This window comes from Rhodococcus triatomae, from assembly GCF_014217785.1.
In the GTDB taxonomy this organism is placed as follows: domain Bacteria; phylum Actinomycetota; class Actinomycetes; order Mycobacteriales; family Mycobacteriaceae; genus Rhodococcus_F; species Rhodococcus_F triatomae.
In genome coordinates this window covers 4,032,661-4,054,736 of the sequence record NZ_CP048814.1, presented here as the reverse complement: position 1 = coordinate 4,054,736, position 22,076 = coordinate 4,032,661, and the positions used below count along the sequence as shown (strand labels likewise).

Genomic DNA, 22,076 nt, shown 5'->3' with positions numbered 1-22,076 from the left:
TGATCCAGGTGGCCGGCCACTCGACACCGCTGCTGAGACCCCGCGACGCCGACGCTCTCCGCGGCGAGATCCGCCGCATCGCCGCTGCTCAGGTGGCGCCGGTCGTGTTCGGCGGATCGGTCGCCGACGGCGCGCTGCAACTGACCGAGTTCGCCGGCACCCGCACGAACGGCCTCCGCGGACTGCTCGTGCCACCCCGGACCGGGCTGGGCGGATGCGTCGTCGAGTCCCTCGCACCCGCCGCGGTACCCGACTACGGGCGGTCCGCGTCGATCACCCACCAGTACGACGGCCCCGTCCTCGGCGAGGGACTGCGTTCGGTGCTCGCCGTGCCCGTCGTCGTGCAGGGCACGCCCCGCGCGGTGCTGTACGCGGCTCTGCGCCGCACCGGTCCGGTCGGAGACCGTGCCGGCGACGCGATGCTCGCCGCCTGCCGGCGTCTCGCCGCCGAGATCGAGGTGCGCGACGAGGTCGATCGACGCCTGATCATGCTGGGGTCGCTCACGCCGAGCTCGGCCGAAGGCATGAGCCTCGAGGAAGTCCGCGACATCCATGCCGAACTCCGGTCCGTCGCCGACCGGGTGTCCGACACCGCGCTCCGCGACACCCTGCGGGCGCTCTCGAGGCGCCTGGCCGACGTGGTCCGCGGGGCCGGACCGGCACCGCTCGACGAGGCCCCGCCCATGTCGCCCCGCGAGTTGGACGTGCTGTCCCACGTCGCGCTCGGCTGCACGAACAGCGAAGTCGCCCAGCGGCTCTCACTCGGTCCCGAGACCGTCAAGAGCTACCTGCGCACGGCGATGCGCAAACTCGACGCGTCCACCCGGCACGAGGCCGTCGTGGCTGCGCGCCGTCTCGGCCTGCTGCCCTGACCCCGGCGTCGGTCAGTAGCCCTCCGGCAGGGCCGCGAACATGTCGCGCGTCACCGCGACGGCATTGTCCGAGCTCCCGCCCCGCACCACGAGCGTGGCGAAGGCCAGATCGCCGCGATAGCCGACGAACCAGGCGTGCGACCCGCCGTCGACCTCGGCCTCACCGGTCTTGCCGTAGACGTCGCCCTGATCGGCGATCCGGTCCGCGGTGCCGCTGGTGATGACCAACCGCATCATCGAACGGAGCCCGTCGACCATCTCCGGGCTGATCGCCGGATCGTCACCGTCGATCTCCGTCTCACGTCCGATCAGCAGTCGCGGAACGGGGGTCTCGCCGTGAGCGACTGTCGCGGCGGCGAGGGCCATGCCGAACGGGCTCACCAGCACCCTGCCCTGACCGAATCCGTCCTCGGTACGCTGCACCAGGTCCGATGCGGGGGGCACCGAGCCGGAATCCGTGGGCAGACCGACCACCTCGTAGTCGGGGCCGATCCCGAACTGGGCCGCCGCGACGGTCAGTGCATCGTCGTCCATCTCACTGGCGAGCTTGGCGAACGACGTGTTGCACGAGCGCGCGAACGCGGTCGCCATCGACACCGTGCCCAGCGCGAAACCGTTGTAGTTGGGGATGCTGCGCTCGCCGATGGTGATGCTGCCCGGGCAGGGCACCATCGTCTCGGGCGTCGCGAGTCCGCCGGAGATCGCCGCTCCCGCCGTGATCATCTTGAACGTCGACCCGGGCGGGTACAGTCCGGTCGATGCGACCGGCCCGTCCCGGTCCGCCGCCTCGTTCTGCGCAACGGCGAGGATGTCTCCGGTCGACGGCGCGATCACGACCATCATCGCCTGATCGTCACGAGCGTCGACGGCCGCCTGCGCAGCCACCTGGATCGGCCGGTCCAGACTGATCGAGAAGGACGGAACCGGCTGTGCTGCAGTCTCGGTCAGCACGTCGATGTCGACGCCGTTCTGGTTGACCGTGACGACGCTCCAGCCCGCCTTGCCGTCCACCTCGTCGATCACGGTCTTCTTGATCTGCGCCACCAGGTCCGGGGCGAACGTCCGGTCCGTGGCCACCAGGTCCGCTTCGTCGGAGATCGAGACGCCGGGGATCGATCCGAGTGTCGACGCGACGCGTTCGTAGTCGTCCTCGCGCAGTCGGGTGACGAGATAGTCACCGTCGATGCCGGTCGCGGATTCGGCGATCGACTGTGCGGTGAGCGAGCCGTCGAACTCGCGCAGGGCGGCGACGAGGGACTCGGCGCTGCGCCGGACGTTGTCGGCGGAGCGGGCGTCGAACCGCACCCGGTAGACGATCCCGGGCACCAGCACATCGGACCCGGCGTGCTCGTTCACCCGGGCGCGCTCGGCGGGCGTGGACCGCAGTGACATCGTCTGCCGGTCGCCGAGCCGGGGATGGATGTCCGTCGAGCTCCACCGGACCATCCACTCGCCGTCGCGTCGGCCCATCTGGAGTTCACCCGAATAGGTCCACACCCGTTCCTTCGGAAGATGCCATTCGTACGTGTACTCGACCCGCGCGGTGTCACCGTCGATCCGCACGTCCCCGGTGGTCGCGGTCAGCGACTCCGCCTGCAGCGACTGCCAGGCGGACTCGAGAGCAGCGGCCGCGGCATCGGGCCGGTCCGAGAGTCGCGCCGCGGCATCGATCTCCCGCGCGGCGAATGCGGTGAGGAACTGCTGCGCCGCGGGTTCCGGACCGGCCGGGCGCGGCGTGCATCCGGCGAGAACGGTGAGCGCGGCCAAGACGGCACACAGCATCGTCGCCAGTGCTCGGCACCTGTGTCCCACCCGCCCGCGAATCCTCATCGGCGCAATACTAGGACGGCCACCCGCCGGTCCCGTGGAAGCCGGGCCGGTACCGGACGGACAGGTGCGGTCAGTCGAGCAGAATCGTCGCGAACGTCGCGACCTGCTCGAATCCCACCCGCGCGTACGCGCCTCGCGCCGCCTGGTTGTAGTCGTTGACGTAGAGGCTCGCGGTACGCCCGGCGGCCGTCACGGCCTCGGCGACCGTGGCGGTGCCCGCCGCGCCGTACCCGTGCCCCCGGTACGCGGGGTCGACCCACACGCCCTGGATCTGTCCGACCTTCGACGACATCGAACCGACCTCGGCCTTGAAAACGACCTCACCGTCCTCGAACCGGGCCCAGGCCCGGCCCGCCGAGATCAGGCCCGCGACGCGGCGACGGTACGCACGCCCCCCGTCGTGCATGCGCGGGTCCACACCGACTTCCTCGAGGAACATCGAGACGGCGGCGGGAAAGTAGGCTTCGAGTTCGCTCATCCGCACCTTGCGCACCGACCGGTCCGGCCGACACCGCGGCGAGCCCGTGAGCGCGAGCAGCGGCTGCTCGGAGCGCACCTCGCGGGCCGGGCCCCAGTCCAGCGACAGCATCTCCCACAGCGGGAGGGTCAGCTCGGCGCGGCCGACCAGCGACGAGCACATCCGGGGGCCGCGACAGGCGCGATCGGCGAAGGCCCGCAGGTCGTCGACCGTGCCGCGGAGCGGAACGAGGTTGGCGCCGGAGAACACGAGCGATTCGAGCGGTCCGCCGCGACTCCACAGTTCGCCGTGGAGCATCCGGGGATCGAGTCCGGAATCCTCCACGCGCGCGGCGACCATGCATGCCGCCACGGGGTCGGCGTCGAGGACCCGGAGAACGTCGGACACGTCCTTGCTGCCCAACTGTCGTGCACCGAGAAGCTTGAGCATCTACCCAACCTGTCAGCTGGTGGCGTTTTCTGCGTCCACAGTGCCACGAACCTGTCCCGAACCGGGCCCCTTTGGCCAGAGCGTACCCGCTCGGAGTGGTGTCCGACAGAGCCGTTTCCCACCGCCCGGCCCGGGCCGTTTCCCACCGCCCGGCCCGGGCCGTTCCCACCGCCCGGCCCGGCGCGCCGAGAACGGCGCGACGCACCCGGATTCGGAAGGAGCGCGGTCAGCTGACCGTGACCACGGGAGCACCCTCGGAGCCTTCGCCGTCCATCTCCTCGGCGATCCGCATGGCTTCTTCGATGAGGGTCTCCACGATCTGTGCCTCGGGGACGGTCTTGATGACCTTCCCCTTCACGAAGATCTGGCCCTTGCCGTTGCCGGAGGCGACACCCAGGTCCGCTTCGCGGGCCTCGCCGGGGCCGTTCACGACGCAGCCCATGACCGCGACTCGCAGCGGGATCTCCATGCCTTCGAGCCCCGCGGTGACCTCGTCGGCGAGGGTGTAGACATCCACCTGCGCGCGACCACACGACGGGCAGGACACGATCTCGAGCTTGCGCGGGCGCAGGTTCAACGACTGCAGGATCTGCGTGCCGACCTTGATCTCCTCGGCGGGCGGTGCCGACAGCGACACCCGGATGGTGTCGCCGATACCCTCGGACAGCAGTGCACCGAAGGCGACTGCCGACTTGATCGTGCCCTGGAACGCCGGTCCGGCCTCGGTGACGCCGAGGTGCAACGGATAATCGCACTGCGCGGCGAGCTGGCGGTACGCCTCGACCATGACGACCGGATCGTTGTGCTTGACCGAGATCTTGATGTCGCCGAAGCCGTGCTCCTCGAACAGGCCCGCCTCCCACAGCGCGGACTCCACGAGCGCTTCCGGGGTGGCCTTGCCGTACTTGACCATCAGCCGTGGGTCCAGAGACCCGGCGTTGACGCCGATCCGGATGGGGATGCCGGCGTCACCGGCGGCCTTGGCCACCTCCTTGACCCGGCCGTCGAACTCCTTGATGTTGCCGGGGTTCACCCGCACCGCCGCGCAGCCGGCATCGATGGCGGCGAAGATGTAGCGGGGCTGGAAGTGGATGTCGGCGATCACCGGGATCTGGCTCTTGCGCGCGATGGTCGCCAGCGCGTCGGCGTCCTCCTGACGCGGGCACGCTACCCGGACGAGGTCGCACCCGGAGGCGGTGAGTTCGGCGATCTGCTGGAGCGTGGCATTGACGTCGTGGGTCTTGGTGGTGCACATCGACTGCACCGACACCGGATGGTCGCTGCCGACACCGACCGACCCGACCTGCAGTTGACGGGTCTGACGGCGCGGGGCCAGCACCGCAGCGGGGCCGGCGGGCATACCCAGTCCGACGGGGGTACTCACGTGATCTGCCTTCTTTCGTTGCTCAGTGCCCGAGTTTACCGGGCTCAGAACAGCTGAATCGGATTGACGATGTCGGCGGTGAGGGTGAGCAGCATGAACGCACCACCGATGACGATCGCCACATAGGTGAGTGGGAGCAGTTTCATGTAGTTCGCCGGTGCGCCCGCGGGCAGACCGCGCAGCCCCCGGATCCAGTTTCGGACCTTCTCGTAGATCGCGACCGCCATGTGGCCGCCGTCGAGCGGGAGCAGCGGCAGCAGGTTGAACACGCCGAGGAAGAAGTTGAGCTGCGCCAGGAGCAGCACGAACGACTGCCAGATACCGCGTTCGGCCATCTGCCCGCCGATCACGGACGCGCCGACGACGCTGACCGGCGTCTCGATGTCGCGCTCCCCGCCGGTGACCGCGGTCCACAGATCGGACACCTTGCTGGGAAGGTCGAACAGCGCCTGCACCGTGAGGACGCCGAGTTCACCGGTGAACACGAGAGTTCCCGGCACCGCGGTGAGCGCGTTGTACTGCTGCGGACCGATCGGTGCCGCGCCGACGCCGATCGCCCCGACGGTCTGCGACGAGATCTCTCCGGTATCGGGGTTCTGCACGTACCGCTGAACCTGTTCGACCCGTACGGGGAGCGTGAGGGTCTGATCGCCCCGTTCGACCGTGAAGTCGACCGTCCCCGTGGCCGAGCGGGTGGCCTCGACGAGCCCGCCGAAACCGCCCTCGATCTCCACGCCGTCGACGGCGGTGACGACGTCGCCGGGCTGGATGCCGGCCTCACCCGCCGGACCCACTCCGGTGCACTCGGACAACTCGAAGTCGCCCGCCTCGCCGGCCTGTGTCGGTGCCACGCAGGTGACCCGCTCGACCGTCGCCTTCGGGTGCAGGTCCGGCAGCCCCCAGCTCACGGCGAGGCCGTAGAGCAGCACCATGCCGAGGAGGAAGTTCATCGCGATGCCACCGGACATGACGACGAGACGCTTCCACGTCTTCTGCTTGTACATCGCCCGGTCGACCTCGTCGGGAGCGAGTTCGTCGAGGGCCGTCATCCCCGCGATGTCGCAGAATCCGCCCGCCGGAATGGCCTTGAGCCCGTACTCGGTCTCCCCTCGCCGGAACGAGAAGATCCGGGGCCCGAATCCGATGTAGTAGCGGCGGACCTTCATACCCAGCTTCTGGGCGGTCCACATGTGCCCCGCCTCGTGGAGCGCGATGGAGATCGCGATACCGAGGGCGAACAGAAACACGCCCAACGCGAACAGCAACGTCTCTACCGGCCTTCCTGCTTCACGAGCTCACTCGCCCGCGTCCGAGCCCAGCCGTCGGCGGCCAGGACGTCCTCCACGGTAGCGGGCGGTGCGGACCACTCGTCCGCACCGCCGAGCACGGCGGCGACGGTGCGCACGATGGAGGGGAACCTGATCTGTCCGTCGAGGAAGGCCTCGGCGGCGACCTCGTTGGCGGCGTTGTACACGGCCGTGAGACACCCACCACTCGCGCCCGCCGCGCGAGCGAGCGCGACGGCGGGGAACACCTCGTCGTCGAGAGGCTCGAACTCCCAGGTGGACGCCGTGGCGAAATCGCATGCGGGCGCTGCGCCCGGAATCCGGTGCGGCCATCCGAGGGCCAGCGCGATCGGCAGCTTCATGTCCGGCGGGCTCGCCTGGGCCAGCGTCGAACCGTCGACGAAGGTGACCATCGAGTGCACGATCGACTGGGGATGCACCGTGACGTCGATGCGGTCGTAGTCGATGCCGAACAACAGGTGCGTCTCGATGAGTTCGAGCCCCTTGTTGACGAGCGTCGCCGAGTTCAGGGTGTTCATCGGCCCCATCGACCAGGTGGGATGAGCCTTGGCCTCGGCCGGGCCGACCGATTCCAGGTCCTCCGCCGACCAGCCCCGGAAGGGTCCGCCGGAGGCGGTGAGGACGAGGCGCTCCACCTCGTCCGCCGCACCACCGCGCAGGCACTGGGCGAGCGCGGAGTGTTCGGAGTCCACCGGAACGATCTGGCCGGGCGCGGCGGCCGCCGTCACCAGTGATCCCCCCGCGACCAGGGACTCCTTGTTCGCGAGCGCGAGGCGCGCCCCGGATTCGAGTGCGGCGAGGGTCGGTGCCAGGCCGAGCGAGCCGACGAGCGCGTTGAGCACCACGTCCGCCTCGACCTCGCGCACCAGCTCGGTGACGGCCTCGGGACCACTGCGCACTCCGGGACGATCGAGTCGGTCCGCGGCCAGCGGGTCGGCGACAGCGACCTCGGTGACACCGGTACGGGTGATCTGCTGTTCGAGCAGTTCGACGTTGCCCCCGCCCGCTGCCAGGCCGACCACGGTGAACCTGTCGGGGTTGTCCGCGATCACCTCGAGTGCCTGGGTACCGATCGATCCGGTGCTGCCGAGCAGCAGTACGCGCGTCGGGTTCGTCTCGTCCACGCGCCCATTGTCCCTGACGTCACCTGAGAGAACGCTGACAGGCTCGGTGCGGCACACTCGGCGACGGCCTCAGTCCGACTCCGTGTTGTCGGCGAGGAACTCCGCCGAGTGGGCGGCGGCCCACTCCACGACATCGGTCGCCGGAGCGCCCGTCACCTCGGCCACCGTTCCGGTCGCGGCCTGCGGTGCGTCCCGCAGCGAGCCGATCGCCTCCTCGACATACCAGCGTGCGGAGTCGCCCATCGTCGGTTCCAGCCTCGCCACGGCCTCGTCCAGTGACTCCGGCACGACGTCGATCGCGACTCCGATCGCGACTCCGACCGCGTGAAGACGCTCCGCGCGCGACAGCGCCCGGGGCCCGGTCAGCTCGTAGGTCCTTCCCTCGTGTCCGTCCCCGAGGAGGCACGCGGCCGCGACGCGCGCGATGTCGTCCATCGCGATCGGCGCGCTCACCACGTCCGGGAACGGGTCTCGCACCCGGCCCGTGCGGCGGATCTGCTCGGCCCAGACGAGATCGTTCTCCAGGAACTCCCCGGCCCAGAGGTGGGTCCAGGCGATTCCGGACTGCTCCACCGCCCGGGTGACGTCCCCCCACCACGACTCGTGTTCCCCGGAGAGGTCGACGACGTGCCGGATGCCCGCGGCACGTGCGATCCGCATCGTCTCGGCTGCCGTCTCCGGCGCCGGCGCCAGGTACATCCGGTCGACGCCTGCGAAGGCGGGCGGCAGACTCTCCGGACGGCGGAGATAGCCGTCGACGACCTCCACCCCGGCGGGAAGGGCCGCCCGCCGACGATCGTTCGTGAGCGCGCGGACGTCCTCCGCTCCGGCGTCGAGTAGCCGGTCGACGACCAGTCGTCCGACACTTCCAGTGGCTCCGGTCACGAGAATCTTCACGGCCTGCTCCTTCGGCGACGCGCGGGGCCTACCCCGGTGGGTACGACAGAGGGTCGTATGTCACGATATCGAGCAAGAACGCGCAATTCGTACGAGCAGGAGGACCGATCGTGGCCGGTACCCAGTTGGAGCCCTCGTCCAGCGACCCCGTCGTGGCGGGGAAAGTCGATACCGCCGACGTCCCGTCCGCAGCCTGGGGCTGGAGCGGTGAGGCTCCCCGGTTCTTCCGCTTCCTGGGCTGGTTCTTCGCCGGATTCCTGCTGCTGATGATCATCGGCAACCACGAGGGCAAGGTCGAGGACCTGTGGCTCATCGGCTTCGCTGCCCTGATGATCATCGCGCTCGTCCGCGACCTGATCGTGCGTCGCAAGCCGCGGTAGCAACCTGATCCACGAAATCCCCCGATTCGCGACAGCGGATCGGGGGATTTCGCATTCGAGCGTCGTTGCGCCTCGCGCCCTCAGTTCTCGGCGGCCAGCTGACCGCACGCCGCGGCGATCTCCTGCCCACGGGTGTCCCGGACGGTGCAGGAGACGCCCTGAGCCAGGACGCGGCGCACGAACTCGCGCTCCACATCCTTGGGGCTGGCATCCCATTTGCTTCCCGGCGTGGGATTGAGCGGGATGAGGTTCACGTGCACGAGCGGACCGAGCGCCTTGCGCAGCTTCTTGCCCAGCATGTCCGCGCGCCACGGCTGGTCGTTGATCTCGCGGATGAGGGCGTACTCGATGGACACGCGCCGGCCGGTCTTGTCGGCGTAGTAGCGCGCCGCGTCCAGCACTTCGGCCACCGACCAGCGGTTGTTCACCGGAACCAGTGTGTCGCGCAGCTCGTCGTCCGGAGTGTGCAGCGAGACCGCCAGGGTGACGCTGAGCCCCTCGTCGGCGAGCTTACGGATTGCCGGCGCGAGCCCGACCGTCGACACCGTCACCGAGCGCTGGGACAGCCCGAGCCCTTCCGGGGCGGGCGAGGTGATCCGGCGCACCGCCGCCACCACCCGCTTGTAGTTGGCGAGGGGCTCCCCCATGCCCATGAACACGACGTTCGACAACCGGCCGGCACCGCCCTCCACCGCGCCGTCACGCAGGTCCGCTGCCGCCGAACGAACCTGGTCGACGATCTCGGCGGTCGACAGGTTGCGGTCCAGTCCGCCCTGTCCGGTGGCACAGAACGGGCAGGCCATGCCGCAGCCTGCCTGACTCGAGATGCACAGGGTCGCGCGGTCGGGATACCGCATCAGCACACTCTCGAGCAGGGTGCCGTCGTTCGCCTTCCAGAGTGTCTTGCGGGTGTCCCCGCCGTCGCAGGCCAGATGCTTGACCGGGGTGAGTAACGTCGGGAACAGAGCCGCCCCGACCTGTTCACGGACCGCGGCGGGCAGATCCGTCATCTTGTCGACATCGGATTCGAACCGGCCGTAGTAGTGGCGCGCCAGTTGATCGGCGCGAAAAGCCGGCAAACCCAGCTCCTTCACCGCCGTCCGGCGCTCGTCGGCATCGAGGTCGGCGAGGTGGCGCGGCGGCATGCCACGCTTGGGCGCAGTGAAAACGAGGGGTACGGGCACAGCCATAATGGATTCCATTCTTCCACGTGATCGACAGTGACCGAGCACACCGCGATTCCCGCGACGCGATGTCGGTGCAAACACGCACCGGATGGGTCAAGATCAACTCATGTCCACAACACCGGACGACCCGTCCTCCATTCCGGATCCGCCGGACCCCGGCACCACCGAACATCCGGATCGAGCAGCCGAGACCGCGGGCGAGCGAACCCCCGAGCCCTCTCGCAGGTCCGAATGGACCCGCATCACGCACACTCGCGCCGCCTACACCTGGACCGGGCTGGTGATCGGGATTCTCGTCCTGATCCTGCTGCTGGTGTTCATCCTGCAGAACCTCGACCGAGTGACGCTGAAAGTCTTCGCGTGGGACTTCAGCGTCCCGCTGGGGATCACCCTACTGCTCGCCGCCATCGCGGGCGCGTTGATCATGGGCCTGGCCGGAGGTGTGCGGATCGTGCAGATCCGTCGAGCGATCAAGCGGAAGTAGCCCGGTGGGTCCCGCACACGATCCGTCGGCGCACGAGCCTTCGGCTGCCGAGCCGACCGCGCGGATCGATCCACGGCATGCCCGGTCGTGGCTGTTGCTGTCTGCGGCCGCCCCCGAACAGTTCGACGACGCCGTCTCCGGCCCGGCGGATGCGGTGATCCTCGACCTCGAGGACGCGGTTCCCGATGCGGGCAAGGCGAAGGCCCGGTCCGATGTCGTCGAGTGGCTGTCCTCCGGCGGTCGCGCGTGGGTCCGCATCAACGACGCGACCACCGGCTTCTGGCACGAGGACCTCGACGCGCTGGCCGGGGCCATCGGCCTCGAAGGTGTCGTACTCGCCAAGACCGAGAGCGGGCAGCAGGTCGATGCGACGACGGGACGCATTCCCGGGGCCGCCCGCGTGATCGCCCTCGTCGAATCCGCGATGGGCCTGGAGGCGGCACCCGAGATCGCCCGCGCGGACGCGACGTTCCGACTCGCGTTCGGCACCGGGGACTTCCGCCGGGACACCGGCACGGACGACTCCCCGCTCGCGATGGCCTACCCGCGGGCCCGGCTGACGATCACCAGCCGCGCGGCGCGGCTTCCCGGGCCCATCGACGGACCGACCGTCACGTCGGGCCGCGAGGACGTCGCCCGCGACGCCCGGGTGACCGTGTCGCTGGGCATGACCGGGAAGTTGTGCATGAACTCCGCCCAGGCACCACCGGTCAACGAGGCACTGAGCCCGAGTGTCGCGGACACGCTGTGGGCCCACGAGGTCATTGCCCGGCTCGGCGACGACGGACGCAACATCACGCAGGGCAGCGACCGTCCCGCGCTCGCCGAGGCGAAGAAGATCAGTGCCCGCGCCCGGATGTTCGGTATCGGCTAGCTCCCGGGCAGGAGCAGCCCGGGCGCCGGTTTGGCCCGGACGTGAACCCGGTAGCGGACCTCCAGCGCGGTGCCCCGGGTTTCCTCGAACGCCCGCGTCGCGGTCCGGGCGGTGAACTCGATGCCGAGCACCGCTCGGAGCGCGGCCCGGTCCCCGAACTCCCACCGGGTGTCGATCCGGGTCATCGCGAAACCCTGGGCATCGAAGAAGGTCTCGACCGCGGCCGGGTCGTATTGCGGCAGATCGGCCCGCATCCAGGCCCCGTAGGGGTGGGCGGTGGCGTCGAGATCCACCACGACGAGGCGTCCCCCGGGCCGCAGCACGCGCATCGCCTCGAGGATTCCCGGCCCACAGCCGGGTCCGAAGAAGTACGCGGTCCTGGCGTGCACGAGGTCGACGCTCGCATCCGCCACGGGGAGCTTCTCGGCTCCGCCCTCGAGGACCCGCACCTGCGGGAGCACCGCAGTGCGCGTGCGCGCTGCCGCCACGAGGGGTGGGTGCGGCTCGACCCCGGTCACCGACCGTGCGGCCGCGGCGAACATCGGGAGGTGGAAACCCGCCCCGCATCCGACGTCGACCACGTCCGCGTCCGTCCAGTCCACGGCGGTCCGCAGATGGGCGAAGACCGCACCGTCCACGTCCTGGGCCCGATTCTCGACTTCGTACACCTGTGGCCAGTGCCAGATGTTGGGGCTCGGGATTGCCGTTCCGGACGCGCCGGTGACCGCCGAGCGCCGCCTCACAACAGCGCGGTGAGGACGAGCCACGTGGCGAACGCCGAGGGCAGCAGTGAGTCCAGCCGGTCCATGAGACCGCCGTGGCCCGGCAGCAGCGTGCCCATGTCCTTGATCTTCAGATCCCTCTTGACCTGGGATTCGATCAGATCGCCGATCGTTCCGGTGAGGACCAGCATGATGCCGACCAGGACACCCACCCACGGGTTTCCGTCCAGGATCAACGTGACGGTGAGGACACTGCCGATGATCGCGAAGACGAGGGACCCACCGAGGCCCTCCCACGACTTCTTCGGGCTGATCCGCGGAACCATCGGATGCTTGCCGAACAGCACCCCGGCCACGTACCCGCCGATGTCGGAGCAGACGACGCCGATCATGAGCACGAACACCCGCCCCGCGCCGTCCTCCTGCTGCACCATCAGGGTCGCGAACGACGCCAGCAGCGGGATCCACGCCGCGACGAAGAGAGTGACCGCGGTGTCCCGCAGATAGTTGCGCGGCGTGGCCGCCAGCCCGTGGTCGAAGAGCCGCCACACCATGCACACGAGGGCCGTACCCGCGAAGGCACCGAGGCCCCCGGTGGCGCCGTACGGCCAGCCCAGCCAGATGATCGCCTGACCACCGAGCAGGAGCGGGATGCGCGGCACCGCGATCCCCGCCTCGCCGAGACGTTTGGTGACCTCCCACGTGGCGATCGCGATGGCGGCGGCGACGACGCCCACCCACACCATCGGCGCGTACACGAGCACCAGGATCACCCCGAGCCCGAGAGCCGACCCGACGCCGATGGCAGCCGGGAGATTGCGGCCCGCCTTCGACGCCGCCGGCTGCTCCGGAGTCGGCTCCGGGGATGCCGCGGACGCCGGTACCTCGTGTGCTGGCACTGTCAACTGTCCTCGATCCGATCGTGTGGGCGCGTGCGTCAGACTTCCAGCAGCTCTGCTTCCTTGTGCTTCACCAGGTCCTCGATCTGCCCGACGTAGCGTGCCGTCGTCTTGTCGAGTTCCTTCTCCGCGCGACCCACCTCGTCCTCGCCCGCCTCGCCGTCCTTCTGGATGCGGCCGAGTTCCTCCATCGCCTTGCGACGCACGCTCCGCACCGACACCTTGGCGTCCTCGCCCTTCGACTTGGCCTGCTTGACCAGCTCGCGGCGACGTTCCTCGGTGAGCTGGGGAACGGAGATGCGGATGATGTTGCCGTCGTTGGTGGGGTTGACGCCGAGATCCGAGTTCCTGATGGCGGTCTCGATCGCGCCGAGCTGCGAGGCCTCGTACGGCTTGACGACGACGAGCCGAGCCTCCGGGACGTTGATGCTCGCGAGCTGGGTGATCGGGGTGATCGCACCGTAGTAGTCGATGGCGATCCGCGAGAACATGCCGGGATTGGCGCGACCGGTCCGAATGGATCCGAGGTCGTCCTTCGCGACCGACACAGCCTTCTCCATCTTCTCCTCGGCCTCGAAGAGCGCTTCATCAATCACGGCTGGGTCCTCCATGTCGTCGGCATCGGGCACTGCAAGATCTGTGGTCGCGATCGTCGGCCGGGCGTCACGATCGCACGAGCGTTCCGATCTTCTCACCCGCGACCGCCCGGGCGATATTGCCCTCGGTCAACAGGTTGAAGACCATGATCGGCATGTCGTTGTCCATGCAGAGGCTGAACGCGGTGGCATCGGCGACCTTGAGTCCCTGCTCGATCACCTCACGATGCGTGATCTGGGTGTACAGGGTCGCGTCCGGATCCAGCCGCGGATCCGCGGAGTAGACCCCGTCGACCGCCTTGGCCATGAGCACCACCTCGGCACCGATCTCGAGCGCACGCTGAGCGGCCGTGGTGTCGGTGGAGAAGTACGGCATGCCCATACCGGCACCGAAGATCACCACCCGTCCCTTCTCCAGGTGACGGCGGGCGCGCAGCGGGATGTAGGGCTCGGCGACCTGTCCCATCGTGATCGCCGTCTGTACCCGGGTGTCGATGCCCTGCTTCTCGAGGAAGTCCTGCAGTGCGAGCGAGTTCATGACGGTGCCGAGCATGCCCATGTAATCGGAGCGAGCGCGGTCGAGACCGCGCTGCTGCAGTTCCGCGCCGCGGAAGAAGTTGCCGCCACCGATGACGACGGCGACCTGGACGCCGGAGCGGGCGATCTCGGCGATCTGCTCGGCGACCTTCGTCACCACGTCCGGGTCGAGTCCGACCTTGCCGTCACCGAACATCTCACCACCGAGCTTGAGCAGGACCCGGGTGAATCCGGGGCGATCGTCGGCTGCTTCGGACATCGTTCTCCTCGCTTCGACGGGCCGCGCGTTCCGCGCGCACCCGACAGTGTCGAAATTCGTACCGGCTGCGGCGTGGCCACGACTCGCACGGGTACGTCCCGGACCCCACCGGCGGCTTTCATCCTGCCTCATCGGGCACGGCGACATGGGTGGACCCCGCCGAACGAGTTCGACGGGGTCCACGGGGTGATGCCTAGTTGGAGGCGCCGACCTCGAACCGCACGAAGCGCTTCACGGTGGCACCGGCCTCGTCCAGAAGAGCCTTGACGGTCTTCTTGGAGTCCTGCACGGACGGCTGCTCGAGCAGCACGACGTCCTTGAAGTACCCGTTGACGCGGCCTTCGACGATCTTGGGCAGAGCCTGCTCCGGCTTGCCCTCGGCCTTGGCGGTCTCCTCGGCGATACGACGCTCGTTCGCGACGATGTCCTCGGGCACCTCGTCGCGCGTGGTGTACTTCGCCTTGAGCGCCGCCACCTGCATGGCGGCTCCGCGCGCGGCCTCGGCCGCTGCATCGCCGTCACCGGTGTACTCGACCAGCACACCCACGGCCGGCGGCAGGTCCGCGGCACGCTTGTGCAGGTAGACCGCGACCGGGCCGTCGAACGAGGCGTACTTGCTGACCTCGAGCTTCTCGCCGATCTTCGCGGACTGCTCCTGGATCAGCTGGTCGACGGTCTTGCCCTCGATGTCGAGAGCCTTCAGCGCCTCGACATCGGCCGGCTTCGCCGCCGCGGCCGCAGCGACGATCTTCTCCGCGAGCGCGATGAAATCCTCGTTCTTCGCCACGAAGTCGGTCTCGCAGTCGATCTCCACGAGCACGCCGTCCTTGGCGACGACCAGGCCCTCGCCCGTGGTGCGTTCGGCGCGCTTGCCCACGTCCTTGGCACCCTTGATGCGCAGCTGCTCGACCGCCTTGTCGAAATCTCCGTCGGTGTCGGCCAGCGCGTTCTTGCAGGCCATCATGCCGGAGCCGGTCAGCTCACGGAGCCGCTTGACGTCAGCGGCGGTGTAGTTCGCCATTGTGGCGATCCCTCCTCAAAGAGATGGTCGGAAAGGGTGAGCTCAGGCCTGCTTCTCGGCCTCGGCGACGTCCGCGGGGGCCTCGGCCAGCTTCGAGTCGGCCTCGGCAACGGCTTCGCGCGTGTTCTCGGGGCCACCCTCGGTGATGCCGTCGGCGGTCGCGGACTGCGACAGCAGCTCCTGCTCCCACTCGGCGAGCGGCTCGCCGGCGCCGGCCTCGGGCTTGGCGTCCTTGTCGGCGCTCAGGCCCGCACGGGCCTGCACGCCCTCGGCGACGGCCGACGCGACCACGCGGGTCAGGAGCGCGGCGCTGCGGATGGCGTCGTCGTTGCCCGGGATCGGGTAGTCGACGAGGTCGGGATCGCAGTTGGTGTCGAGGATCGCGATGACCGGGATGTTGAGCTTGCGCGCCTCGGCGACGGCGAGGTGCTCCTTGTTGGTGTCGACGATCCACACCGCGGACGGCACCTTGGCCATGTCGCGGATACCACCGAGGGTGCGGTCCAGCTTGGTCATCTCACGCGTGAGCATGAGGATTTCCTTCTTGGTGCGACCCTCGAAGCCACCGGTCTGCTCCATCGCCTCGAGCTCCTTGAGACGCAGGAGACGCTTGTGGACGGTGGTGAAGTTGGTGAGCATGCCGCCGAGCCAGCGCTGGTTCACGTAGGGCATCCCGACCCGGGTCGCCTCGCCTGCGATGGACTCCTGGGCCTGCTTCTTGGTGCCGACGAACAGGATGGTGCCGCCGTGGGCGACGGTCTCCTTGACGAATTCGTACGCCTTGTCGATGTACGTGAGCGTCTGCTGCAGGTCGATGATGTAGATGCCGTTGCGGTCCGTGAGGATGAACCGCTTCATCTTCGGGTTCCAGCGACGGGTCTGGTGCCCGAAGTGGGTTCCACTGTCGAGCATCTGCTTCATGGTGACGACAGCCATGGCTGTGTACCTCTTTCATGTGCCGGTTGTCGCAGGTGGTCGGGTGACCCCTGCCCTGGCGCCCGCCGACCCTCGGACCTGCGTGAGCAGGACCAGCCGAAGGCCGTTCGATGGTGCGCGGACGCGCGAAGTCGGGCTGTGCGAGCACAGACCGCTGATCCAGTGTACGGCGTACCTCGCGTTTGCCCCAATCCACGGTCCGTGCACCCCGACCCACGACGAGGCACATCGCCGGCGGACGGGCAAGGTCCGTCCGCGATCTGTGGATGGATTTCCTGCTTCTCCACAGATGTGCGCGAGGCCCCCGAACACAGGCACCGGGCGGCAGGCTCGATCCGTGACCGTGCCAACCCTCCGCTCGACAGCCCCCGTCCGCTCGATCCACCGCCGATCGGCTGCGGCACTGCTCGCCGCCGCGCTGGTCACCACGCTCGCCGCCCTGACACCGTCACCTGCCGCCGCGGCGCCGGACCGGTTCGAGTGGCCGCTCGCACCGCGTCCGCAGGTCGTCCGTGCATTCGACAAACCGGAACGCAACTGGCTGCCGGGGCATCGCGGCGTGGACCTCGCCGGCCGGGAAGGCCAGGCGGTGGTGGCGGCGGGCGCGGGGGTCGTGGTCTTCGCGGGCTCGGTGGCGGGCAAGCCGGTGGTGTCGGTGGATCACCCCGGCGGTCTGCGCACGACGTACGAGCCGGTCCACGCCCGGGTGGCCGCGGGCACCCGGGTCGGACGCGGGACGGTTCTGGGCTACCTCGAGAGCGGACATCCCGGGTGTCCGGCCGCATCGGGCACCTGCCTGCACTGGGGTCTACGCCGGGATCGGGAATACCTCGATCCGACGCTGCTGGTGCGCGCGGTGCCGATCCGCCTGCTCCCCGTCCGGACGCCGTGACGGATCAGGCGCCCGTCGTCCGCCGGGACGATCAAGCCCGTGGATGGGCCTGATCGTGCACGGCACGCAGCCGCGCCACCGAGACGTGGGTGTAGAGCTGGGTGGTCGCCATGCTCGCGTGCCCGAGGAGTTCCTGGACGACCCGGAGGTCTGCGCCTCCCTCGAGCAGGTGGGTGGCAGCCGTGTGCCGGAAGCCGTGCGGCCCGAGATCCGGCGCCCCCGGCACCGCCTCGAGCACCTCGTGCACCACGGCACGGGCCTGCCGCTGATCGAGCCGGCCGCCCCGTCGGCCGAGCAGGAAGGCGGCACCGGACCTCGCGTTCGCGAGCGCGGGGCGCCCGATCCGGAGCCAGGCGCCGATGGCGTCGGCTCCCGGGACACCGAAGGGGACGGCGCGTTCCTTGTCTCCCTTGCCGATCACCCGGAGCAGCCGACGCTCGTGGTCGACGGAATCGAGATCGAGCCCGCACAGCTCGCCGACCCGGATCCCCGTGGAGTACAGCAACTCCACGATCAACCGGTCCCGCAACGCAACCGGGTCCTGTTGGGCAGCACCCGATTCCGCAGCCTTCATCGCCGCCTCCGCCTGCGGCTGCCGCAGCACGGTCGGTAGCGTGCGGCGCGACTTGGGCGCCACCAGCCGCACGGCCGGATCGGCACCGATACGACGGGTCCGCACCAGCCACGCGGTGAAGTTCCGCGCCGCCGACGTGCGCCGGGACAGGGTGCTGCGGGCGACGCCGGCCGCAGACTGCCCGGCCAGCCAGGCACGCAGCACGTGCACGTCCAGGTCACCGAGGGTGGATTGCTCGTCCAGGCCTGCCAGGAAGGTCAACAGACTCCGGGTATCGGCGAGATAGGCGCGGATGGTGTGCTCGGAGCGTCCCCTGCCGAGGCGCAGGTCGTCGGCATACTCGGCGAGCAGCTGCTCGAAGGCCGACGGCAGGTTTTCCATGACTGTCACAGTTGCGACCGCGGCACCCGAACACAAGCAGCCGCGCCGAGTCGCCCGTCAGGCGGTGGATTCGGCAGCGGCGAGCTCGGACTTCCAGACCCGGAAACCCTCCTCGGTGCGCCCGCGGCGCCAGTACCCGGAGATCGACGCCCGCTGGGCTGGCACCTGCTTCTCCCGACGGATGTAGGGGCGCAGATTGTGCATGACGGCCTGTGCCTCGCCGTGGATGAACACGTGCGGCTCGCCCGGCAGCCACTCGAGCGCCTTGACCGCCTCGACGAGCGGTGCGTTGTCGCCGGCGCGATCGTCGCCGACTCGATCGGAGGAATCTCCCCGGTGCACCCAGATCACCCGGACGCCGGCGGGGGTGGACACGGCGATCTCGTCGTCGGGACCGGCCACCTCGAGCACCACGTACCCCACCGCCTCCGCGGGCAGCGCCTCCGCGGCAGCCGAGATCGCCGGGATCGCGGTCTCGTCGCCGGCCAGCAGGTGCCAGTCCGCAGCGATATCGGGCGCATAGGCTCCGCCGGGCCCGCGCAGGGTCACCGTGTCGCCGGCACGGGCGCGAGCCGCCCACGGGCCGGCCACACCCTGGTCTCCGTGCACGACGAAGTCGATCGCGATCTCCCGAGCATCGGGGTCGACCGAGCGGATCGTGTAGGTGCGCAGGTACGTCTGTCCCTGGTCGGGCAGTTCGAGCTTGACGTACGCATCGGTGAACGCGTTCGGCGTGAACGAGTCGAATCCCGGGTCACCGAAATGGACGCGGACCATGTGCGGGCTCAACTGCTCGGAACGCAGGACGGTCAATGTCGCGGTGGGCTTGGACACGCAGGCAGCCTTTCGACGAAATTAGCATTACCTAAGACAACGTACCCGAGCGTTCCACGACGGGGGTGTCACCGGCGTCCGGCGCCAGGTCCGAACCGAAAGCGGGAGCCCGGTCGTAGGGCACCAGACGGAGCTTCGGTGCGGGCTGCGGGCCATCTGTGCAGAACAGCCGCGTGCCCTGGGCCGCCCAGGTCCGGGCGAGGTCCGCAAGTTCGTCTACGCGTGTCCCGGCGAGCGGCCGGCTCGACGCCGGGATCGGATACGAGGGCGGCGAAACGTCCGGGGCGAGCATGCCACTGTATGGCGTCTGCCAGGGCATTTCGGCGTCGTACGCCACAGCGAAGGAGTCGAACCATTCGCCGACGCCGCATGTCGCCGTCCGCAAGCGGATCCATCGATGGTTTTCCCACCCCCACGCCGGCGTCTCACCCGGTCGCGGACCTGCGAAGGAGGACACCAGCTTGGCCGCGCCCATTTGTCCGCGCTGCCCCAGCGCGGTGAGCAGGGCCGGATCCATGTCCAGATTCATTCCGCCCTCATCCTTCGTGTGGAAGATGGTCACGACCCGGTCCCGGTAGCCGGGCATCACCAACTGAGCTTCGTCCACCCACGATCTCGCCGCGGCGAGTATCGCCCCACCGAATCCGCCGAGCGCACCGAACCCGGAGGTCCCCCATCGCGACCATCGCCTCATCCTCCCGGCCGCATTGGCACTCCCGGCCGCATCGACACCGGGCAGGTAGCTGTTGAGGGCCTCGTCCTCCCTTCTGAATCGTCCCAGAGGAAAGAGGGAGAGGTTGATCGCGAACGTCGGACGGCGGGGCAACGCGCTGTCGAAGAAGTGCAGCGGCAGATTCACGCAGATGCCTCCGTCGGAGAACCAGTTCACCTCGAACTCCGGGGGTTCGAGGTGAGCGACCGCCTCGTCCACGGTGCCGCCCGGGTGCTCTCGGCGCCACGCGGCGAGCTGCGCCGAATACCGCACAGCCGAAGGGGCCGAGTAGTCCACGGCGTGGAGGGGAATCGCCGAGATGAGAAGCGGGAAGCTCAGACTCATCCGCACCGCGACGAGCACCGGGAGATCGCCCGGGTCCGGCAGCGGCCGCAGCGGTAGCGCCTGGCGACGACGCACCTCCGTCTTCCACTGTTCCTCGGGCGATCCGACAGGCCTGGGCGGGTGCTCCTCCATCCACCGCACCACGTGCTCGGGGAACAGTTGCCGCCACCGCTCGGGATCGAAGTAGTAGCCCGACTCGCACCACGGCATCGAGATCGGTTGTCGGCAAGTGAGGTTGGTCGTCATCAACTGGAGGGTGACGCCACCAGCCCCGAGCGTTCCGAAAGTCACCGGCGGGGCCGAGGGATCGTGTAGGCCTGCGAGTGTCTGGAACTGTTCGTCGAGCCAGGGGGTGAGCGCGTGTGCCTCGCCTCGGCCGCCGGGCATTCCCGAGCACAGACCGTAGCCGTTCTCCGGCACCTTCTTCAGTGCGCGCACCAGCGACCAGACGAGAACAACCGCGGTCACGATCAGTGCCGCCACTGCCCCACCGATCGACGCGGCCACGAGATGGGCACTGCTGGCGAGTAGCCCCGTCACCGTCGCCACGACCGCGAGGATCGCGCACACCGCTACCCGCGCCCGGTACACCCACAGGATAGTTCCGAGAATCCGCCACCTGGGGTTTCCGCGACCGGCTGCCGTCGCTGACCGGAGAATCCGAAAGAGGGGCGCCGTCGATGCTTCCGGCTGGAACAAGCCCTCGAGCACCGTTCCACCGTCTCCGGACGGGTCCGCGAGATGATCGACCATTTTCTCGAGCTCGTCGAACCCTCCGCTGCGCCTACCGATCTCGGCGGCCGCTGCGGCAGCTGCGGCAATCGCGCCCGCGGACGACCCGCCGATCGAGCGCAGCCGGTAGGTCCGCGCCAGTTCGCATACCGCGTGCGGGTACAGAACGCCGCTGGTGATCCCACCCTTCATCACGATGTCGCATTCGAGTGGCGGATCGTGCGGATACCCCACCCCGGGTGCCGAAGTCGATGGATTCACCATGGCGATCACCTCGCTGTGCCGACACGTCCAGCGTAGCCGCCTGACCGCCCTCGACCTGGCACAATGGCACATCGGTTCGATCTGACCGAACCGGTGCGTCATCGTGCCGGAGCGGAATCGGTACCATCCGGCAGATGAGGACCCCTCGCGTCGCAGGACGAGCCGTTGCGCTCGTCGCCGTGTCCCTCGTGCTGCTCGGCGGGTGCAGCAACGAGCCCGAGTTCGGCTCGGATTCGCCCTCCCCGGGCGGTGCGGTCGCCGACCGCGCGCAGTCCCCGGGCTTCGCCCCCTCCCCCGCGCAGGCGGAATCGGTGACGACGGAGCGCTCCGAGGTCGTCACCGGCCGACTCGCGCTCGCCGCCGACGATCCGATCGAGACCTCCCGCGCGGTGACCACGGTCGTGGAAAGCTACGACGGCCGCGTCGACCAGCGGTCCGAGCAACCGGGCACGGACGATTCCGATCCGTCCGCCTCGCTCACCGTCCGAATCCCGGCAGATCGCATCGATCCGGCGCTGGACGAGATATCCGCTACCGGGGAGGTCGTCGACGTGAGCATCAGCCGCGAGGACGTGACCTTGCAGGTGCAGGATCTCGAGGCGCGCATCGCCGCCCTCCAGGCCACGGTCGACCGGCTTCGCGAGTTGATCGGTCAGGCCACGTCGACGCAGGACCTGATCACCGCCGAGACGGCACTGTCCGAACGCCAGGGCGAGCTGGACAGCCTTCTCGCCCGGCAGCGTTACCTCGGCGATCAGGTGGCGATGGCGTCGATCACGGTGTCGATTTCCACCCCGGACGACGCCCCGCGCGACGACCGGGGCTTCGTCGCCGGGCTGAAATCCGGGTGGGACGCCTTGCTCGGCGCGGGAGCGGCGCTCGTCACGTTCGCCGGGGCAGTGATCCCGTGGGTGGTGTTCTTCGCCGTTGCCGGCGCAGTGGGGTACGGGGCTGTTCGCCTCGTCCGGGTGGCGCGCCGGGACCGTCGCGCAGAGAGCTGACGCGGAGCAGACAGTCACTTCTGGCCCGGGTTTCTGCAGAGTGCGCCCGATCACGAAGATGAACGGTTGAGCAACGTTGACGCCACCTTGCATGAATGCAGAGTGAACGTCGGGTTCCGGTTCGA

At 69.1% G+C, this 22,076-nt stretch carries 22 protein-coding genes; 6 read left to right on the top strand and 16 right to left on the bottom strand.

The window, feature by feature from the left end:
* Positions 1-8 precede the first annotated feature (8 nt).
* Positions 9-872, top strand: coding sequence for a helix-turn-helix transcriptional regulator (locus tag G4H71_RS19280; protein ID WP_072739676.1), 864 nt, complete (start codon positions 9-11; stop codon positions 870-872).
* Between the two features lie 12 nt (positions 873-884).
* Here G4H71_RS19280 and G4H71_RS19275 read toward each other — a convergent pair whose 3' ends face one another.
* The 6 genes from G4H71_RS19275 to G4H71_RS19250 all read right to left on the bottom strand — a co-directional run bounded on the left by G4H71_RS19275 (position 885) and on the right by G4H71_RS19250 (position 8,321).
* Entirely contained in the window at positions 885-2,654 is a 1,770-nt protein-coding gene (locus tag G4H71_RS19275) for a penicillin-binding transpeptidase domain-containing protein (protein WP_072739570.1), read from the bottom strand.
* A 118-nt stretch (positions 2,655-2,772) separates the two neighbouring features.
* A complete protein-coding gene (locus G4H71_RS19270) occupies positions 2,773-3,609 on the bottom strand; it encodes a GNAT family N-acetyltransferase (RefSeq protein ID WP_072739572.1) in 837 nt (278 codons plus the stop codon).
* 226 nt (positions 3,610-3,835) lie between these two features.
* A complete protein-coding gene (gene ispG, locus G4H71_RS19265; RefSeq protein ID WP_072739573.1) occupies positions 3,836-4,993 on the bottom strand; it encodes a flavodoxin-dependent (E)-4-hydroxy-3-methylbut-2-enyl-diphosphate synthase in 1,158 nt (385 codons plus the stop codon).
* Between the two features lie 44 nt (positions 4,994-5,037).
* Complete coding sequence (locus G4H71_RS19260; RefSeq protein ID WP_072739575.1) at positions 5,038-6,258, bottom strand: M50 family metallopeptidase; 1,221 nt, start codon at positions 6,256-6,258, stop codon at positions 5,038-5,040.
* Between the two features lie 5 nt (positions 6,259-6,263).
* On the bottom strand, positions 6,264-7,424 hold the full coding sequence (gene dxr, locus G4H71_RS19255; protein ID WP_072739577.1) for a 1-deoxy-D-xylulose-5-phosphate reductoisomerase: 1,161 nt from the start codon (positions 7,422-7,424) through the stop codon (positions 6,264-6,266).
* A 69-nt stretch (positions 7,425-7,493) separates the two neighbouring features.
* A complete protein-coding gene (locus tag G4H71_RS19250) occupies positions 7,494-8,321 on the bottom strand; it encodes an SDR family oxidoreductase (protein ID WP_072739579.1) in 828 nt (275 codons plus the stop codon).
* Between the two features lie 110 nt (positions 8,322-8,431).
* On the opposite strand from G4H71_RS19250, the gene G4H71_RS19245 reads away from it, so the two are divergent.
* On the top strand, positions 8,432-8,701 hold the full coding sequence (locus G4H71_RS19245; RefSeq protein ID WP_072739580.1) for a DUF2631 domain-containing protein: 270 nt from the start codon (positions 8,432-8,434) through the stop codon (positions 8,699-8,701).
* An 80-nt stretch (positions 8,702-8,781) separates the two neighbouring features.
* On the opposite strand, the gene rlmN is transcribed toward G4H71_RS19245, so the two are convergent.
* Positions 8,782-9,891: a dual-specificity RNA methyltransferase RlmN gene (gene rlmN / locus G4H71_RS19240; RefSeq protein ID WP_072739582.1), complete on the bottom strand. Its 1,110-nt coding sequence runs from the start codon at positions 9,889-9,891 to the stop codon at positions 8,782-8,784.
* A gap of 103 nt (positions 9,892-9,994) precedes the next feature.
* Here rlmN and G4H71_RS19235 point away from each other — a divergent pair, with 103 nt between their 5' ends.
* The gene (locus G4H71_RS19235; RefSeq protein ID WP_072739584.1) at positions 9,995-10,372 is read left to right on the top strand and encodes a lipopolysaccharide assembly protein LapA domain-containing protein; all 378 of its coding nucleotides are present in this window, start codon (positions 9,995-9,997) and stop codon (positions 10,370-10,372) included.
* Between the two features lie 4 nt (positions 10,373-10,376).
* Entirely contained in the window at positions 10,377-11,246 is an 870-nt protein-coding gene (locus G4H71_RS19230; RefSeq protein ID WP_083343268.1) for an HpcH/HpaI aldolase/citrate lyase family protein, read from the top strand.
* On the opposite strand, the gene G4H71_RS19225 is transcribed toward G4H71_RS19230, so the two are convergent.
* From G4H71_RS19225 to rpsB, 6 genes are all read right to left on the bottom strand, one after another.
* Positions 11,243-11,989 carry a class I SAM-dependent methyltransferase gene (locus tag G4H71_RS19225; RefSeq protein ID WP_260440799.1) on the bottom strand — a complete coding sequence of 249 codons (747 nt, stop codon included), beginning with the start codon at positions 11,987-11,989 and terminating at the stop codon, positions 11,243-11,245. The two genes, G4H71_RS19230 and G4H71_RS19225, sit on opposite strands and share 4 nt — an antisense overlap.
* Positions 11,986-12,873, bottom strand: a complete 888-nt coding sequence (locus G4H71_RS19220; protein ID WP_083343267.1) for a phosphatidate cytidylyltransferase — start codon at positions 12,871-12,873, stop codon at positions 11,986-11,988. Before G4H71_RS19220 ends, G4H71_RS19225 begins: the two co-directional genes overlap by 4 nt.
* Before the next feature lie 32 nt (positions 12,874-12,905).
* The gene (gene frr, locus G4H71_RS19215) at positions 12,906-13,463 is read right to left on the bottom strand and encodes a ribosome recycling factor (RefSeq protein ID WP_072739679.1); all 558 of its coding nucleotides are present in this window, start codon (positions 13,461-13,463) and stop codon (positions 12,906-12,908) included.
* A gap of 67 nt (positions 13,464-13,530) precedes the next feature.
* On the bottom strand, positions 13,531-14,259 hold the full coding sequence (pyrH, locus tag G4H71_RS19210; RefSeq protein ID WP_072739588.1) for a UMP kinase: 729 nt from the start codon (positions 14,257-14,259) through the stop codon (positions 13,531-13,533).
* A 193-nt stretch (positions 14,260-14,452) separates the two neighbouring features.
* Complete coding sequence (gene tsf / locus G4H71_RS19205) at positions 14,453-15,280, bottom strand: translation elongation factor Ts (RefSeq protein ID WP_072739590.1); 828 nt, start codon at positions 15,278-15,280, stop codon at positions 14,453-14,455.
* A 42-nt stretch (positions 15,281-15,322) separates the two neighbouring features.
* Positions 15,323-16,216: a 30S ribosomal protein S2 gene (gene rpsB, locus G4H71_RS19200; protein ID WP_072739591.1), complete on the bottom strand. Its 894-nt coding sequence runs from the start codon at positions 16,214-16,216 to the stop codon at positions 15,323-15,325.
* A gap of 337 nt (positions 16,217-16,553) precedes the next feature.
* On the opposite strand from rpsB, the gene G4H71_RS19195 reads away from it, so the two are divergent.
* Positions 16,554-17,108, top strand: a complete 555-nt coding sequence (locus G4H71_RS19195) for a M23 family metallopeptidase (protein WP_371842825.1) — start codon at positions 16,554-16,556, stop codon at positions 17,106-17,108.
* A 31-nt stretch (positions 17,109-17,139) separates the two neighbouring features.
* Here G4H71_RS19195 and G4H71_RS19190 read toward each other — a convergent pair whose 3' ends face one another.
* Genes G4H71_RS19190 through G4H71_RS19180 form a run of 3 tightly spaced genes read right to left on the bottom strand, consistent with a single transcriptional unit; the run spans position 17,140 to position 20,950 of the window.
* Positions 17,140-18,063: a tyrosine recombinase XerC gene (locus G4H71_RS19190; protein WP_072739593.1), complete on the bottom strand. Its 924-nt coding sequence runs from the start codon at positions 18,061-18,063 to the stop codon at positions 17,140-17,142.
* Positions 18,064-18,120: 57 nt separating this feature from the next.
* Positions 18,121-18,897 (bottom strand): siderophore-interacting protein, encoded by a 777-nt coding sequence (locus G4H71_RS19185; protein ID WP_072739595.1) that lies wholly within the window; start codon positions 18,895-18,897, stop codon positions 18,121-18,123.
* A 31-nt stretch (positions 18,898-18,928) separates the two neighbouring features.
* On the bottom strand, positions 18,929-20,950 hold the full coding sequence (locus G4H71_RS19180; protein ID WP_169847184.1) for a patatin-like phospholipase family protein: 2,022 nt from the start codon (positions 20,948-20,950) through the stop codon (positions 18,929-18,931).
* A gap of 134 nt (positions 20,951-21,084) precedes the next feature.
* On the opposite strand from G4H71_RS19180, the gene G4H71_RS19175 reads away from it, so the two are divergent.
* Positions 21,085-21,951: a DUF4349 domain-containing protein gene (locus tag G4H71_RS19175; protein ID WP_072739599.1), complete on the top strand. Its 867-nt coding sequence runs from the start codon at positions 21,085-21,087 to the stop codon at positions 21,949-21,951.
* Positions 21,952-22,076: the final 125 nt, after the last annotated feature.